The organism is Wenyingzhuangia sp., from assembly GCF_039768515.1.
Lineage (GTDB): Bacteria > Bacteroidota > Bacteroidia > Flavobacteriales > Flavobacteriaceae > Wenyingzhuangia.
This window is the reverse complement of the sequence record NZ_JBDNAI010000044.1, coordinates 1-18374: the sequence shown is the minus strand read 5'-3', so window position 1 is coordinate 18374 and position 18374 is coordinate 1. Positions and strand designations below refer to the sequence as shown.

Genomic DNA, 18374 nt, shown 5'->3' with positions numbered 1-18374 from the left:
TTTACGTTGTCAAATGTCGTTATTTTTGTTTTGTACAACTAAAGATTTATATAATGAACGCATTTAGATTAGAAGGGAAAAAAGCATTAGTTACAGGTGGTGGAAGTGGCATTGGATTTGGTATTGCTAAAACATTTGTTCAGGCTGGTGCTGAGGTCCTAATAGTGGGCAGAAATGAGGAAAAACTCATTAATGCTAAAAATATGTTAGGTAAACAATGTAAGTATCTATCCTTTGATGTTTCTAATTTAGAAGAGATACCAGCATTCGTTCAAAAAATTGAAAAAGATTTTGGAGCTCTCGATGTATTAGTAAATTGTGCAGGAACACATTTGAAAAAGAATGCAGTTGATACAACCGATAGAACAAAAATTAATCATTATGAAACATAACTCAAAGGCTTTTTTTCTAGCAAGTTTATTTTATTGTATTTGGGTATCAACAACAGCTCAGAATTATCCTTTTTCTTTACCTAATAAGATATCTGTTACAATGGATGTGGATTCATTAGCGAAAGAATCATTTAAGAATCAACTACTTGGTTATAATGTTGAATATTTTAAAACAGAACAAGAAAAAGATTTTATAAGAAAATTCAATCCTGTTAGTATCCGTTTTCCGCATGGTTTATGGGCTAATTTTTATAAGTGGCAAACTGATGGTTATCAGAATGATAGTTATGACAATAAGCAATTTGAATCTACTATAGATGTCTATGCAGCCAAAATTAAAGGACATATTAATGAGATAGCAGTACTCAATAAAGAGAAACAAGAAAAATACGGTAGAGGTTATCATATGATGTGGACATACTCTATGAACTTTGACGATGCTGAAAGTTGTGTAAAAAGAGCAGAAAAAGATTTTTTGTTAGGTCTAGAAGTCAAGGACATTGAGCTTGGAAATGAGCATTTTTGGAAATCTCAACGATCTAACCAAACCATAACAGAACTAGATTTTCGAAATAGAGCTATTTCTGTAGCCAATGCACTTCATACACGTTTTCCAGAAGTAAGAGTTTCTATTCCGTTGAGTTGGAGAAGGTCACATGAAAACTACAATAAAACGATTGTAGCAGACAAGAATTATTACGATGCAATATCCCTTCATAAATACATGGGAGGAGATCCTGATATACCTGGAGAGAGTAATACGGCCTACAGTCAATTGTTAACTTCAAGAAATGTTTTGGATAATGATGTAAAATGGATAAGAAGTCATGCAGGAAATAAGCCTATATGGATGACTGAATGGGGTGTTTCGGCTAACTCAAATGCGGAAGTAAATTCTGCTGCATGTTTGGGTATGGCAGATGTTTATCTTTACATGTCCGAAAATCAAGAGATCTACGATCGAGCCAATTGGTTTATATTTAATAAGAGTTTAAACCCAATGGTTTTGGTAAATAATCGAAGACCTGTATATCCACTAAAAAAAAGAGGGTATTTGTCGGTATATGAAATGTTAAGCGATGTCTTTATGGATGGAGAAATGCTAAGCTCAACCCTAATCTCTACACCGTTAACTTCTGCGTTGAATGCTGTCAATGCACGGATGGTACAAAAGAATGGTGTTAAGAAAATTATAGCGGTTAATTTAGCTAATAAACCAGCCGATTTTAAACTTACATTTAATGGAGAGATTTTTAGTAAAGGATTTATTCACAAGGCTTTGGTCTTTGATGAACTTGGGCCAGTTGCAAATATTGATATAGATGCTGATCCCACAAATTTAATCAAAGACGGTACAGGTGATGTTTTACTTCCTCCATTATCCATAAGCATTATTACGTTAAAAGAGAATGCGCAGTTGTCTGTTCATGAGATAGAAAAACAACAGGTTGATGTTTTTCCTAATCCAAGTGAAAGTGGAGTTTTCTATTTACACGAAAAACAAGCCTATAAAGTATATAACGCAACAGGGAGGTTAGTTGCAAGTGGTTTTGATAGTAAAATAGATTTATCCTCATGCAGCAAAGGAATGTATTTTTTGAAAATTCAGTCTAGAATTACTAAAATATTAATAAAAATTTAGGTTGATAATAGTTGCTGTGTCTATACCGATGAGGTTTGATAAAGTTGGAATCAAACTTAAACTAGTCAATATGGAAACTGAATAGCTAGAAATAATAAAACTTAAAGTGTTTATAGTTAGAGATATAGTAATATTCTACAGGATAATATCGATTGAAAAAGATGGTAGTATTAAAAAAAACATCTGAAGATAATATATTAAAAATGCAAAAAAAACTCTTGTTTATTTCAATCTTACTATGTGTTTCATTCTCATTGAATGCTCAAATATTTACCCAAGATTTTGAGGCTTCCAATGCTACTTCTGATTATGCAAGTCTTTCGCCGGACCTATACAGTTTTAGTCAGATTAGTAATAGTTCTGAAGTTACTACAAGTATTACAAACGTAAGATTAAGGTTTCGTAAAACGGCAACTGGGTCGTCATATTTTTTCCGATCACCAAATCCCGAGTTGACACCAGAGCCTACTTTCATTCAACTGAAATTTGATTTTGAGGTTACTAATAATGACCCAAATCATCCGGATGATCGCAGAAATATTCCATTTTATTTTGGACCTAGTTATAATGCGCAGGGCGCATCAATTAATTCCTCATTTTGTGCTTTTGGGTTAAATATTAGTGCTACTGATGGCAACTTTTTTTTAACAATAGAGCCGAATGGAACTGTCAGTACAGAGTTTTCGGGAATGCAAACTATTACTTTTGTTGCAAACAATACTGGAAGCACGCAAACCTATGTTGCTCCAAATGCAACTTCGGAAAGTATAGCTAATGATAAGTGGGAAATTTGGGTAGGAAATACAAAGGTTTTTGATGAAGTTTCTGCAAGAAAACCAGATCTTAATTTTGCGAGTTTTAAAATGCAATACAATTCATTTTTACCGATGGCAACATTAGATTTTGATAATTTCGAATTTAAAGATTTTTTATATGATTATTCACCTGCACTAGCAACACAATCTTTGGTTCATCCACATATTTGGGTTTCTCCATTAGATAGACAGGGTATATTAGATAATATATCTAATTACAGTTGGGCAAATAGTTTGTTTACACAGTTACAACAGCGTCATAGTTCAAGGTTAAATAATCATGCAAATAATCCTGCTAACGAAACGTCATTAATACCCCCTATCCCTGGAGATAGAACAATGCATAGAACATGTCTTAATGTAGGTGCAGAATGCGCCATCTTATACTATTTAACAAAAAATGAAAAATACGCTCAAATAGCTGCGGATATATTACACCAATATGTGAAGTTAATCAGTGTGCAAAATGTAGATTTTGAATTTTATTTAGGGAGTTTTAATCATTTGATTCCACCTAGAGAACTGTTCCCTAGGGTGGCGATGATTTATGATTTTGTCCAACCCTTTATTTCTAAATCGGGGAAAACAGTATTTGATTTAGCCAGTGAAAGTCAAGTAGTTTTTGATTTTGAAACCTCTCAAAAAGCTTTTGAAGTTATGGCTGATAATGTCATTCAAATAGGGGGGAACGGCTCGAATCATCCGGTTTTAGAATTGCCTGGGGCATTGTACAGTGTTTTGTGTATGGAAGATGATGTGACTAGAGAAGGTTACTTTGATTTATTAATGAATGGTGCTGCAAACAGTAACCAGCCAGGTGTAAATTGGATGCTAGATAGGTTTAGTCCAGAAGATCGCCTTTGGCCAGAATCTGCTGGGTATGGAAAGTTTACACACGCCTTGTTCATTCAATTAATGAATGTTATTGATCGTTACAAGCCTGAACTTAATATCGTTGACAACAACAAAGATCTTTTGGAGAGTCTATTTATTTATGAAAACTTTTTATACCCCAATGGAGCTACCTTGGCTTACGGTGACACCCGTCGAAATTTTGTTGACCATGCACATATGTTTAGAAGTATTCTAAAGATTGCAGATAAAAAGGACGATTCAGAATTAAAAGAAAGAGCAGCTTCTACGCTCAAAAAGATTTATGCAAAAGAAGGGGGGTACCATCCTATAATTGAAAATCAAAGGTTAGAATGGAACAATCCATTGCAATTGCTTTGGGGAGTCGATATAGACGCTTCTATAAGTGACACTGGAGAACCTCAATATAGCACGGTAAAAGCTTCGCATGCAGGTGTGGTGATGCAACGCAATTATTCTGGAGTCAATGACGAAAAAAATGGCTTAATGTATTATACCGGTGGCGGTACGTATGTGCATACACACGCAACAGGATTAGACATGGAGATTTACGGCGCAGGTTATGTGATTGGACCCGATTATGGAAAGAGCACCTATGGTACAGAGATTCATGAACAATATGCTGTGTCTTATGCTGCACACAATACAATTATTGTAAATGGGACCTCTTCCAGAGGTCCCAAAACAAATGGAAACAGTACCTGGCAAAATATTGTAGACCCAATTGTTTTAGAAGCTAGTGAACCAGCTGAGTATGCAGATCCCATTGCAGAAAGTTTTAGTTTCTCAACTCAGTTTTTAGACGATAATCAAAACGATTTAGATCAACAGCGTACCAATAGCATTATTAGAACAAGTCCTACAACGGGATATTATGTTGATATTTTTAGATCTACTTCTAATGTTACAAATGATTTTCATGATTACTTATTTCATGGTTTAGGAGATGTGATGCAAATACATTCTGGAGGAGCTCCACTTGCTTTATCAGAAACACCGAACAGGTATCAAAATGATGTTGGAGATGATAGAAAGCAACCAGGATGGAGATGGTTTTCTGATGCAAAAACTTCAGCACTTACAAGTGATGCCGTTACAACTAGATTTGATTTACAAACAACAAACGACTACTTACATGTCAGTGTTCCTGGTGGTATAGATAAAGAATATAGTTCTGCTTTAGCACCACCATCTAAAGAGGTAAGTAATGGCTATGACAATAAAGACACCCAAATGTTTATCATGAGAAAGTATGGAGAAGCTTGGGACGAACCTTTTGTAGTTATTTATGAGCCTTCAGGAAGTTCGAAAAGCACTATTAGTAGTACAGAATATATTTATGATCGTGGAAAATTTGTTGGGGTCAAGGTTGTTTCTATGGTTAGTGGACAAGAAATTATAGACTATATAATATCAAATGAATACGACAACTTATCTGTAAGTTTGGCCGACTTAGATATCAATTTCACAGGAAGATTTGCTATAGTTCGTACAGAAGTAAAGACAGCTAAAACCGATGTTTCTCTTTATATAGGAAAAGGACAGCAACTCACGTTCAAAGATCGAACAATTCACGGTGGTGCTGATCATAAAGCATTTATAGAATATAGCCTGAATTATGAACTTTCAACAGAAGAAATTAATTTGAAAGATCGTGTTTACATTTATCCGAATCCAACTAGTGGAAAAATAAATATTGAACTGCTTTCTCTACATAATAGTATTAATTTAGAAGTGTACAATATTCATTCACAATTAGTTAAAGCAGAAAGTAAAGCGGTTCAAGATAGAAAGATTGATTTAGAGTTGAGTGATTTAGAAAAAGGAGTCTATTTCATAAAATTAAATTTAGAAAATCCCATTTACTTTAAAACCATCAAAAACTAGTTTAAAAGAGGAATACGCTTTTATCAATCATAAAAAATTTAAGTTAAAAAATCATGCAAACAATATTAGGAGTTTTATTTCATTCATTAGGAGGAGTTGCTGCAGGGAGTTTTTATATGCCCTTTAACAAAGTAAAAGGTTGGTCTTGGGAAACTTACTGGATGGTCGGTGGGGTCATGTCTTGGTTGATTGTACCCCCTATTGCTGCGTATCTTACTGTTCCTGGTTTTGTAGCAATCATTGCTTCAAGTTCAATAACTATTTTGGGTTTTACTTTTTTGATGGGTTTGCTCTGGGGAGTCGGTGGTTTGTCTTATGGCTTGGGTGTTCGTTATTTAGGGATGTCTTTAGGGAATTCGGTAGTCTTAGGATTTTGTTCGGCATTTGGAGCAATAGTACCTTCAGTATACTATAATTATAATCCGCAAGAAGGCAAAACTTCGTTTACAGAAATGTTATCTTCAACTGGAGGACAAGTAGTATTGCTTGGTGTTTTGGTTTGTCTTATTGGTATTGCGCTATCGGGTAAGGCAGGTATGATGAAAGAAAAAGAACTATCTGATGAAGAAAAGAAGAAAAGTGTTCAAGAGTTTAATTTAGTGAAGGGCTTATTTGTAGCTGTGCTATCAGGGATCTTAAGCTCGTTTTTTAGTTTTGGAATAGAAGCGGGTAAACCTTTAGCAGATGCAGCTATTGCCGAGGGGTATGATCATTTATTTGCCAATAATGTAACCTTTGTCGTTATTCTATGGGGGGGGCTAACTACCAATTTAATTTGGACGACCGTATTGAGTATTCAAAATAAATCCTACAAAGATTTTACGAACACAGCGACCCCCATAAGGAATAATATACTGTTTTCCACTTTAGCAGGGACCATCTGGTTTTTACAATTCTTTTTTTACGGTATGGGTGAAAGTAAATTAGGTAACGGGGCGAGCTCATGGATTTTACACATGTCAACCATTCTCTTAACAGCCAATTTGTGGGGTATATACCGAAAAGAATGGAACGGTGTTACAAAAAAAGCAAGAGGAACTATTATTTTAGGAATAGCGGCGATAATTTTATCAGTGGTTTTGGTTGGTATTGGGAGTTCTTTGTAGCCCTATAAAATTCATAAGATTCAATTAATATTGTTGAACCCAACACCCATATGATCATCGTCCGTTTAAGAACTAAAAAAACAATCTTGATGAAATTTTTTAGATATTACAAGTCTTAAATACCATTCTTTTACGTTGTTTTATACAGGATACCACAGGATGATAAAACTTATGTAAAAAATCAATTTTAATAACCAAAAACACTCACACAATAGAGCATGAAAAAACTATTTTTTTTAAAATTTTATGTTTTGATTTTTCTCTCTCTAACAGTTTTAAATATCTGTTATGGTCAGGTCGAATTGTCTACTGATTTCACAAGTGAAAGTGATGAAAAACTTCCTATTCACAATGTATGGAGTACTGCTAACAGAATAAGTCCAAGATATGGATCTAATATTCGTCCAGGACTTAAAATGAACATTGTTAGAATGATTGGGGGGATAAAAAAAACTGTAAATGGAGTAAATCAAAAAGATTTAGATTTTGACCCTTGTCTATATGATTCTATCAACAATCAATACGTGTATAGGTGGGATCCATTGATAGAACGACTTGATAAAGTTGTTAGTTCACATACTGAAATTTTACAAATTGCATTAGATCAGCCTCCATGGGCGTTTCAGCATGGTTATAATTTTATTCCAGAAGGGACAAGAGATAATGTGAATTTTCGTGAGGATGAGAAGATATCTATTTATGGAAATTCATTGCCACCAGCAGATAAGGAAGCTTATCATGAATTTATAAAGGCATTAATGGTAAAATTGGTTGAAACCTATGGAGAAGAAAAAGTCTTGTCGTGGCGTTTTAGAGTCGGTTCTGAAATAGAGACCCCTGATCATTGGTTTGGTACCAAACAAGATTTCATAGAACACTTTGCAAACACAGAAAGGGCAGTAAGAACTGTTTTGCCTAACGCAAAGGTTGGATTGCATACTAGAAATCCAGGATTTTTATATAAAAATGGGACGATTCTAAATTATAAAGGAGAACCTTATGCCTCTTTTATAGATGGGCTTATTGATTATAATGATGCGAACAATATCAAGTGTGATTTTTGGGGATTGTCTGATTATATTGTGATTGGGAATGGAGGTCTAAGAGATATGAACGGTAAATACGCCAAAAATTTTGCACCTCTTATAAATAATCCTAAATGGAATCCTGAAACAACCATAGATATTATGGAGTATAAAACTGTAACGACTATGAATGGGGCAGATGATAAAGGAACAGTTGGGTGCGAAACTTCACATAGAGAAATCGTAGAGCTGATTTTTTCAAATACCTTTTATAAAAACAAAGAGAAAGGTTTAGAATTTATTTACAGATGGGGAAACAGAACAGGAAGTGATAACCCTGATGCCATAAAAGAATTAGATGCAATGCAAGGTTTGCTTCGATATGAAACGAGTATTTCAGGGAATCCTAATACATCAACAAACGAGTTGGATGCCATCTTTGCTAAAAATGAATCCGAAGAGGCGTATGATGTGTTAATCTATAATTACAATAGTAGTTCTTTAGGCTATAAAGCCAATGAAACTGTAGAAGTTTCGTTTACTACAAATTTACCTGTGGGCACAACATTGTACTATAGGAGTAAATCTTATGGAAAAGAGCATAACAAGCTCCAAAATTTTTTAATCAATAATTCAAACTATGTAATGAGTGGTTTTGATGAAAAAGGAGCGCCAGATCGAACCTTAACAGAAGAGGGCTATGCTGCATATTTAAATTATATAAACCCAAATCCTCACCAATTTACAGCATGGCAAAGTCTAGTTACTAAAGAGAGAAATGATGGTAACCCCGGATCTGAAGTTAAAATATCAACTGAAATTGGGTCTTTTGCTTTTGAAAAATTTGAATTTAGACCAGAAGCAACTTTCGTAAAAGCCATTGCTCCATCATCTTATGTTTGGTCAACAACGGAAAATTTTTCCGCTTGGTCTGCGGTTAAAAATGGGATGACAATAAATGCAGAAAATGATCAATTAAGTGTGGATTTTTCTTCTGATGCTTCATGGCCTATGTTAGCGATAACTGATCTAAATATGAAAGCTAGTTTATATGGTACTTTAAGAATTATAGTAAAAAATAGTACAGACAAACCAGACATACAAATGTTGCCAAATGTACCAGGTTCAAGTTTTGCGTCTGGAAGAAAAAAAGAAACGGTACCTAATGATAACCAATGGCATACCATAGATTTTGATTTAATGAACTGGGGATTATGGACAGGTACAATCACTGAATTTAAATTTTATAATAATTTTAGCTCTGGAAGTATTGTTTTTGATAAAATAGAATTTGTTCCTATAAATGCAATGACACACACTGTAACCCTTAGCAAAGAGGGTCAAGGTCTTTTAAATTATAGTAGTGGTATTGCACTAAATGGTCAAGAGTTGAGTTTAAATGCGATTGCAGATGAAGGATGGGTATTCAATCGTTGGGAAGGGGACATCTCTAGTACACAGAATCCTATTGAGTTGAATGTAATGTCTGACATGAATATTAAAGCAGTTTTTTCTGGTATTGATTTGTCATTTGGTGAGCAGACTTTCAACAAGACAAAGGTATACCCAAATCCAAGTAGTGTTGGGATTTTCAAAATAGACACGCAGATCTCTCCAGATTGGGTAGTATACTCTATCTCTGGGAGAAAGGTAATGGAGGGTAAGGGAGGTGCCATAGACCTTTCGGCCCACAAAAGAGGAATGTACATATTAAAGCTAAACAATACAGTTACAAAGTTGCTTTACTAGAAATATCAATTCTACTTATATAGTCTTATTTTAGGGTGATACTTCACTAACAGCCTAAAGATATCTTTACAAAACATAAAACCTATCAAATGATTCGAAAACGTTTTTTTTTAACAATAAAAATGCAGACCCTATACTCACTTATTTTTTTGATTTTTTTTTCTACCTCATGTGATCTATACATGAACAGTAAAGGGTCGATTTATTTAGAGACTCTGTCTTTAAATAACAAACCCAACCCAACAAGTATTGAAAGTAAACAGCCATTGTTTTCGTGGGTAGTAGCAAACGACGGTTTTCATAAGATACAGGCCTCGTATCAAATCCTTGTGGCATCTTCAAGTGATCAACTAAACGAAAAGGATGCAGATTTATGGAATTCTCAAAAAGTCCAGAGCGAAAAATCAAGTTTTGTAAAGTACCAAGGTAAACCATTAGAAGCCACAAAAACGTATTACTGGAAGGTAAGGATCTCTGATCTTCAAGGCACGCTATCAGATTGGTCTGAAATTCAACATTTTAAAATGGGATTACTAAATAAAACAGACTGGGGGTCGTCAAAATGGATAACGTTAAATCATGATACAAGAACTTCAAAATATCGTTTTAGAGATTATAAAACGGGTAGAATGAAAAATCGACCAGCTAAAAAAGTAAAAGGTTTTGCTGCTAGTTATTTTAGAAAAGAAGTTGAGATCATTAAACATATTGAAAGTGCTCAAGCTTATATTTGTGGGTTGGGGTATTATGAGTTGTATTTGAATGGTGAAAAAGTAGGCGATCATGTTTTAGATCCTGCACCTTCAAACTATGATAAACAAGCGTATTATGTGAGTTATGACATTTCGGAGCAAGTAAAATCAGGAAAAAATGCCTTTGGAATAATTTTAGGGAACGGGTTTTATGCGCAAGATATCTCTTGGAAACGCGATCCAGAATCAGAAAAAGACATGGCTTTTGGTCCACCAACGGTTAAGTGCTTGGTAAAATTAACATACACAGATGGAACTTCATCAGAATTTTATACTGATAAAAATTGGAAAGAATCTACAGGTCCAATTGTATTCAATAATGTTTATGGAGGGGATACTTATGATGCTCGTTACGAAATAGGAAAATGGAATACAGTTGGTTTTGACGATACTTCCTGGGGGAATGTGAAAATTGCCTCTCCAAAATTGAAAAACATCAATGCGCAACAAATGCCACCTATTAAAAAACTAAAAGAATTTGCACCTCAAAAGGTGTTTAAAGCACCAGATGGTAATTGGATTGTAGATTTTGGACAAAATATTGCGGGTTGGGTAAAATTAAATGTTGAAGGTAAAAAAGGACAGCTTATTGATGTGGTCACAACAGAAGCGTTGTTAACAGACGGAACAGATATTTACAAAGGCTCTACAGGAGGAGGAGCCAATGGAATGACCCAAGAATACAAGTATATTTGTAATGGAAGAGGTTTAGAGTCTTGGGAGCCAAAATTTAGTTACCATGGTTTTCGATTTGCAAAGATCAAAGGGGTTTCTAGAAGGCCAGATGCAGAAATGATCAAAGCGGTCTTGGTCGCTACTGATATTCAAGAAACAGGAAGTTTTACCTCCTCTGATGAGATGTTGAACAAAATGCACCGCATAAGTAAATGGACAATTGTCGACAATGTTCATGGAATACCAGAAGACTGTCCTCATAGAGAAAAGTGTGGTTGGTTAGGAGATGCACATGCATTTTGTGAATACGCTTTGTATAATTATGACATGTACGATTTCTATAAGAAATATATGGAAGATATTCGTACACAGATGCGATCCACAAAGGGCCATAATCATCCTGAGCTTGTTTTTCAAGTACCAACGATGATTGCCCCTGGAAAACGAACATCGACCTATGCTAAAATAGATTGGGGTGTGGCTACAATGTATTTGCCTTGGTACAACTATAAATTTTATGGTGATGAATCGATCGTAAAAGACTATTATGATCCGATGAAAGGGTTGACAGATTTTTACCTGAATTTCAAGGGAGAAAATGGCATTATGCAAGATGGAATGGGAGATTGGTGTCCACCATTATGGGATAGAAGAAAAAATCCAAGTGCTATGGAATGCGATCCAATTATTTCTGCCAATGCGTATTTTTATGATGTATTGGGAATTATGGAACGTTTTGCTAAGATGAATAATGACGATGCATACGCGTCTCGAATGAAACAAGAAAAACAAGCGTTGAAGAGAGCGTTTAATAATTCTTTTCTAGTAGACATACCCAAAACGAAATACAAATGGTATCAGAGTCAGACTGCTACAGTTCAAGCTTTAGCTTTTGGTATTGTCCCTGAAAATGAAATCGAAAATGTAGTAAATGGTTTGGTTTATGATATCGTTCAAGCGAAAGGAGGACACCATGCAACAGGGATACATGGGAATAGATATATATATACGGTGTTGTCTAAATATGGAAAAGCAGATTTAGCTTACCAAATATTGACCACACCAGAGTTTCCAAGCCAAGCATATGTGATGAATTCAGGATTTACTACTTGGCCAGAACGTCAGTTCGAATGGGAAAAAATGGAAGGACCTTCTAATTCCTTGAATCATCCAATGCATAGTGGTTTTGCGGCATATTTTTACGAATCGTTAGGTGGGATCAAGTCGTCTGAAGACAAAGTAGGTTATAAAGAGTTTATTGTAAATCCAGAGTTTCCAAATGTTATCACAAAAACAGAAGTATCCATCCCAACAACTTATGGAACAATTAAAAACAAATGGAAAGCCAAGGATGGTCTTTTAACAATGCAATTAGAGATTCCATTTAATACGAAGGCAAGAGTTGAGGTCGATCTAGCTGAATATAAATCATTGAGAATAAATGATGAGACCATAGAGAGTTATAAAACACGAAATATTGTTGAAGTTATTGAGGGAGCTATAATTTTAGGTTCGGGTAAATATAAAGTTGAGTATTTAAAAAGCAAATCATGAAAAACCTTCTTTTGAGAACTGTAGTTTTGGGTCAAATATGCTTTCTTGTTTTGTTTTTTTCATCCTGCAAAGGGAAATATATATTGAAAAAAAAAGAAAGTACGTTTCAATCGATCTTTAATGGTAAAGATTTAGAAGGATGGCATGGAGATCCCAAATATTGGAGGGTTGAAGATGGTATTTTGATTGGGGAAGTAACTCCAAAAACCATACTAAAACAAAATTCTTTCATCATTTATCAAAACGTTCAACCGAAAAATTTTGAATTAATGCTAGAGTATAGGATAAGTAGTTCGGGCAACAGTGGTATCAATTATAGAAGTGAAATCATCGAAAATAAATCCTTTGCATTGAGAGGTTATCAATGTGATATTGACGGTAAAAACAAGTATACAGGACAAAATTATGAAGAAAAAAAGCGAACAACTTTAGCTTATATGGGAGAAATCGTGACCATACCCGAGATGCCTAAAGACTTCTCTAAATTTGGCCTCCGACAAAACGTAAAGAAAAACTGTTGGCAAACAAGGACAATAACAGAAACCAAAACAAAACTAACTCCCTATATAAAGTCTAATGACTGGAACAGCATACATCTAATAGTCAAAGAGGAAACGATGCAACATTTTGTCAATGGTGTTCTGTTTAGTGAGGTAAGCGATTTGGATAGCATAAACCGAGCGATGAAAGGTTACTTGGGAGTTCAGGTTCATGTGGGGCCTCCAATGAAAATAGAGTATAGAAATATAATGTTAAAGCAACTTTAAAATATGCTATGGATGGATATGTTCAAATAAGTATAAAACCATCTATTTCAATAAAAATAATCATTGTTAACCGATTTCGAGCGGATAGATAAATAATGTGAGATCGCGTCTTTTATATTTCAAGAGTTCACAAAAAATTTACACAGTACTGTGCAGGACACAAAAACGAATTACCCATATTATATTTGATTCCCAATATCAATTAGACCATGAAGACTAAACTAATTATTTTGATTTGTTTTTTGAGTACGATGACTTTGTGTTCTCAAATCAGCCATGGGCTCAGAGACCAACAAGATAGGCATATCATACCTCGAGGTTTTGTCATAAATACAAATGACCATAAGGGAGAAGTGTTTTTTGACAATGATGACTATGCAAGAATGGTTAGAATGGGAGCAAATACTCAAGTTATTCGACTTGAGCTAGGCAAGCTAAGTACCTTTCCAGGAGGTAAGCTTGAGCCCAATTATCTTAAAAAATTAGACACACTCGTAGATTTGGGTAGGCACCACGGCATAAAAACAGTTTTTAAAATGACCGTTTATGGGGTCGATAAATTTGTTTGGGAAGAATTTTGGAAAAATAAAAAAGGAGAATATAGCACCTATATTGAAGCATGGGAGGTGATATGGAACAGGTTTTCAGATGACGATGCGGTCTTTGGATATGATGTTGTCAATGAACCTAGGAGATTAACAATGAATATCTCATATGATGACTTGACTCGTAAATATTTAGTTCCACTCTATCAAAAAATAATTGATCAAAGTCATAAGATTAACCCAAAGAAGAAGATTTTATTCCAATCTGTCTTTATGAACAAAGGGGAGAAAATTGACAACAATCAATATTCAGAAATTAAAGTTCCAATCAACAAAGAGAATATCATTTTTGCACCACATATTTATCAAAATAATATTGATTTGATTAAGCGTAATATGGATAGGTTTGACAAAGAGTCAAAGATGCTGAAAGCTCCTATTGTTATCGGAGAGTGGGGTTTCCCAACATTTGCAACAACAGACACTTTAGTGGGAGGGAACTTAGGTCAATTGAAGTATAGAGAATTGTACATCAGGACCGCCGAGGTCTTTGATCGTATGGGGGTGGGTGCCATCAAAGCTTGGTTCCTAGGAAATCGATCTATGCAGCATTTTCTACCAGGAGGTCCATCAACATGGTCTATATTTAGTGATAGTATAGCCGCAGGAACGGTAGAACGAAAATATATTACAGATGTGATAGCTAGACCTTTTCCTCAAACCATAGCGGGGGATATTCAATCTTTTTTCTTTAACCACGCTACCCGAACCCTAGAGATGAGTATCAAAACAGATAATCGTAAGGGCGCATCAAAGATTTTTGTAGGTGCAAACCGACATTATCCCGATGGCTTCTCCATCTTGATAGATTCCGATATTGTTATGTTTTACGACCCCCTCAAAAACGTTGGGCTAGAGACCTATAAATCGACGAAAAAGTTAGAATCTTCAAATTTTATATGGGATGCCAATACCCAAAAATTAGTGATTTTAAAATGGCCAAAAGACAATGTGGTCATGAACATAGAGATTGTTCCAGGGATAAGAAACTTTGACAAATAATTTAAAATGAAAAAATGAAAAAAACACTATTAATTCTATCTATTACCTCCATAATGCTCTCATGTGTATCAGAAAAAAACACAAGTAAAGATGTTGAGGTTGCTAAAAAAGTAGAAAGTCTTATCAGTAAAATGACTTTAGATGAGAAGATTGCTGAAATGATGCAAGATACACCAGCCAATGAAAGGTTAGGCATTCCGTACATGAAGTATGGGGAAGCCTTACACGGTTTATGGCTTGTTCTTGATTATTATGGCAATACAACTGTTTATCCTCAAGCTATCGCTTGTGGCTCTACTTGGGAGCCTAAGCTAGTCAAAAAAATGGCTTCTCAAACAGCATTAGAAGCACGTTCTTTAGGAGTTACACATTGTTATTCTCCTAATTTAGATGTAATTTCTGGAGACCCAAGATATGGTAGAGTAGAAGAATCTTATGGTGAAGACCCGTATTTGGTGTCTAGAATGGGTGTTGCTTTTATTGAAGGTTTACAAGGTACTGGTGATGAGCAATTTGATGAGAACCATGTGATGGCAACGGCTAAACATTTTATAGGCTATCCAGAAAACAGACGTGGGATCAATGGTGGTTTTAGTGATATGTCTGAACGTCGTTTGCGAGAAGTGTACTTACCACCCTTTGAGGCTGCTGTAAAAGAAGCAAAGGTAGGTTCCGTTATGCCAGGTCATCAAGATTTTAATGGTGTTCCAAATCACATGAATACCTGGTTGTTAAAGGATATTTTACGCGATGAACTAGGTTTTAATGGTTTTATTGTTTCTGACAATAATGATATTGCAAGGTTAGAGACCATGCATTTTATTTCTGAATCAAGAGCAGAGTCAGCTATTTTAGGATTAAAAGCCGGGGTTGATATGGACTTAGTTATTGGAAAGAGTGTTGACCTTTCATCGTATCATGCGAATGTGTTAAAGGATACGATTGCTCAGAACCCTAAATTAATGGATTATATAGACCAAGCAACATCTCGTATTTTAACGGCAAAGTATAAATTGGGCTTGTTTGATACAGAACCAAAAGAGATTGATATAGAAACTGTAAATGCGGGTAAAAAAGAACATCAAGATTTTTCTTATGAAATGGCAAAAAAAGCGATGGTCTTGTTAAAAAACAAAAACAATTTATTGCCTTTGGATATGAATAACATCAAATCTTTGGCAGTAATTGGTCCAAATGCTCATGAAGAACAACCCGAAAAAGGGACTTATTCTTTACTTGGAGGTTATTCAGGTTTACCTCCTTATTATACTTCAGTTTTAGAAGGGATAACAAACAAAACAAAAGGAAAAGTAAAAATAAATTATGCACAGGGTTGTCAGCTGCTTAGCAATTCAAAAGAAGGTTTTTCTAAGGCCATTCATGCAGCTAACAAATCAGATGCAGTAGTCCTTGTGGTGGGGGGGTCTCGAAAAACAGGAGGTGAAGGTGTTGATCGTTCAAGTTTAGATTTATACGGCGTTCAGAATGAATTGGTTGAAGCTATTCACAACACAGGAAAACCGATTATTGTTGTGCTCATTAACGGACGCCCTTTGACCATAAATTATATAGCAGAGAACATTCCGTCTATACTAGAAACTTGGTATTTAGGGATGCGTTCCGGAGATGCCATAGCGGATGCAATTTTTGGAGATACCAATCCAGGAGGTAAGCTAACGGTATCTTTTCCTAGAAATATAGGTCATGTTCCTGTAACCTATCTTGAGCGTCCAGATTTTATTGGCTCTGGGAAAGGATTGTATCGAGATACAGATAAGTCTCCATTATATCCTTTTGGTTTTGGATTGAGCTATACCACGTTTGAATATAGCGTTCCAAAACTCAAAAACACTTCGATTCATACAGATGGTTCAACTACTATTTCTATAGATGTTACCAATACAGGAGAAAGAGAGGGAGATGAAGTCATTCAAATGTATGTAAGAGACGACTATGCCTCAGTGGGTCGTTATTTAAAAATGTTAAAAGGGTTCGAGCGTGTAAGCCTTAAACCTGGCGAAACAAAAACAGTCAGTTTTAAATTAGGTTTTGATGAGCTTAATATATTAAATCAAGATATGAAAAAAGTTGTAGAACCAGGTACTTTTACAATATCAATAGGAAATTCCTCGGAAGAAAAACAATTACAAAAAACAAAACTTAATGTCAAATAACATGAAAACCAATACGCTAAACATTTTTATATTCATCTTTTCATTGGTAGCCAATCAATCATTTTCTCAAGCCACAACATGTGATGGAACCTTACCTTTCGAAGAAAAAAATGGGTTGTTGACTATTGAAATGGAATCTGGTATTATTAATGATGACAGGTGGAAGATTGCTTCAGAAACTGTTAATGGAGAAGAAATAACATATTTGCATTGGACAGGTAGTCAGTCTTTTAATGCACTCACTGGAGTGCCCATTACATATCGTATTAAAATAAACACTCCAGGGACCTATAGGTTTGCTTGGAGAATGAGAGTGGGGCTAGGGACTTCAAAAGGAGAACACAATGACTCTTGGCTAAAGATAGATGGAGAAGATTTTTATGGAATTAAAAATGGAAACAAGGTCTATCCAAAACCCTTGTGTTCATCAGATCCAAGTTTAACTTGTGCAGAGGGGAGCTCAACCCAAAATTTTATCAAAGCTTTTGGTAATAGATTGGATTGGGGATTTGTAACCAACACCAATGATGGAGACTCTCACAGAGTTTTTGTTACGTTTAATGAAGCTAAAGAGTATACGATTACGGTAGACGCTAGGTCATCATATCAATTTGTTGATAAAATGGTATTGAGAAGAGATGGGATTTCTGATGGTGTTGCCTTTAATTTGTCTAACAGTGAATCCGATTGTTACAAAGCACCTCTATCTGACAAAACATTAACCAGAAATCAATTGAGTATTTATCCCAATCCAACATCAGGCAAACTAGAGATTAGAAATATTCCTGAAAATTCAAGTCTCATCGTAACGGATGTTTTAGGAAGAGTTGTTCAAAAATTAACAACTAGAAATAAGGTTGAGACTTTAGATATTAGTTCCCTAAAAAATGGAATTTATTATATTTCTAATCATGATAAAGCCAATTACTTTGTTAAAAAAGTGATAAAGATATAAGATTGTTCAATGTTAAAATCGTGCTACCTCACCCTAGGTGTAATTTTTCTTATCGGTTGTAAGGAACAGGAAACAACTAGGGTAACAAAACCTAATGTTCTATTTGTTCTTGTCGATGATTTAGGATATCACGACTTAGGGGTAACCGGTAGTCGTTTTTATGAAACGCCAAATATAGATAAGTTAGCAGGCCAGTCCATGATTTTTACTAATGGTTATGCAGCAAGTCGAGTATGTAGTCCATCTCGGGCAAGCATCATGACCGGAAAGTTTACTGCGAGGCATGGAATCACAGATTGGATTGGCGCCAAAACAGGAGAAGATTGGAGAAGTAGAAATCGCCATGACAAAATGTTGCCAGCAGATTATGTCCATGAACTACCTAAAGAAGACATAAGTAT

At 35.1% G+C, this 18374-nt stretch carries 11 protein-coding genes; all 11 read left to right on the top strand.

The window, feature by feature from the left end; all coding sequences use genetic code 11:
* Nucleotides 1-53 precede the first annotated feature (53 nt).
* Nucleotides 54-392: an SDR family NAD(P)-dependent oxidoreductase gene (locus ABF281_RS02875; RefSeq protein WP_347180193.1), complete on the top strand. Its 339-nt coding sequence runs from the start codon at nt 54-56 to the stop codon at nt 390-392.
* Nucleotides 382-2034 carry a T9SS type A sorting domain-containing protein gene (locus tag ABF281_RS02870; protein WP_347180192.1) on the top strand — a complete coding sequence of 551 codons (1653 nt, stop codon included), beginning with the start codon at nt 382-384 and terminating at the stop codon, nt 2032-2034. The genes ABF281_RS02875 and ABF281_RS02870 overlap by 11 nt, the downstream gene beginning before the upstream one ends.
* A gap of 161 nt (nt 2035-2195) precedes the next feature.
* The gene (locus tag ABF281_RS02865) at nt 2196-5609 is read left to right on the top strand and encodes a T9SS type A sorting domain-containing protein (protein ID WP_347180191.1); all 3414 of its coding nucleotides are present in this window, start codon (nt 2196-2198) and stop codon (nt 5607-5609) included.
* A 53-nt stretch (nt 5610-5662) separates the two neighbouring features.
* Nucleotides 5663-6715 (top strand): L-rhamnose/proton symporter RhaT, encoded by a 1053-nt coding sequence (gene rhaT / locus ABF281_RS02860; RefSeq protein WP_347180190.1) that lies wholly within the window; start codon nt 5663-5665, stop codon nt 6713-6715.
* A 218-nt stretch (nt 6716-6933) separates the two neighbouring features.
* Nucleotides 6934-9489, top strand: coding sequence for a T9SS type A sorting domain-containing protein (locus ABF281_RS02855; RefSeq protein ID WP_347180189.1), 2556 nt, complete (start codon nt 6934-6936; stop codon nt 9487-9489).
* An 89-nt stretch (nt 9490-9578) separates the two neighbouring features.
* Nucleotides 9579-12470, top strand: a complete 2892-nt coding sequence (locus ABF281_RS02850) for an alpha-L-rhamnosidase (protein WP_347180188.1) — start codon at nt 9579-9581, stop codon at nt 12468-12470.
* Nucleotides 12467-13237 carry a DUF1080 domain-containing protein gene (locus tag ABF281_RS02845; RefSeq protein ID WP_347180187.1) on the top strand — a complete coding sequence of 257 codons (771 nt, stop codon included), beginning with the start codon at nt 12467-12469 and terminating at the stop codon, nt 13235-13237. The genes ABF281_RS02850 and ABF281_RS02845 overlap by 4 nt, the downstream gene beginning before the upstream one ends.
* A gap of 209 nt (nt 13238-13446) precedes the next feature.
* Nucleotides 13447-14844, top strand: coding sequence for a cellulase family glycosylhydrolase (locus tag ABF281_RS02840; RefSeq protein WP_347180186.1), 1398 nt, complete (start codon nt 13447-13449; stop codon nt 14842-14844).
* Nucleotides 14845-14858: 14 nt separating this feature from the next.
* On the top strand, nt 14859-17018 hold the full coding sequence (locus tag ABF281_RS02835; RefSeq protein ID WP_347180185.1) for a beta-xylosidase: 2160 nt from the start codon (nt 14859-14861) through the stop codon (nt 17016-17018).
* Nucleotides 17008-17973 (top strand): T9SS type A sorting domain-containing protein, encoded by a 966-nt coding sequence (locus ABF281_RS02830; protein WP_347180184.1) that lies wholly within the window; start codon nt 17008-17010, stop codon nt 17971-17973. The genes ABF281_RS02835 and ABF281_RS02830 overlap by 11 nt, the downstream gene beginning before the upstream one ends.
* Nucleotides 17974-17982: 9 nt before the next feature.
* On the top strand, nt 17983-18374 hold a 392-nt coding region (locus ABF281_RS02825), incomplete at its 3' end, for a sulfatase-like hydrolase/transferase (protein WP_347180183.1).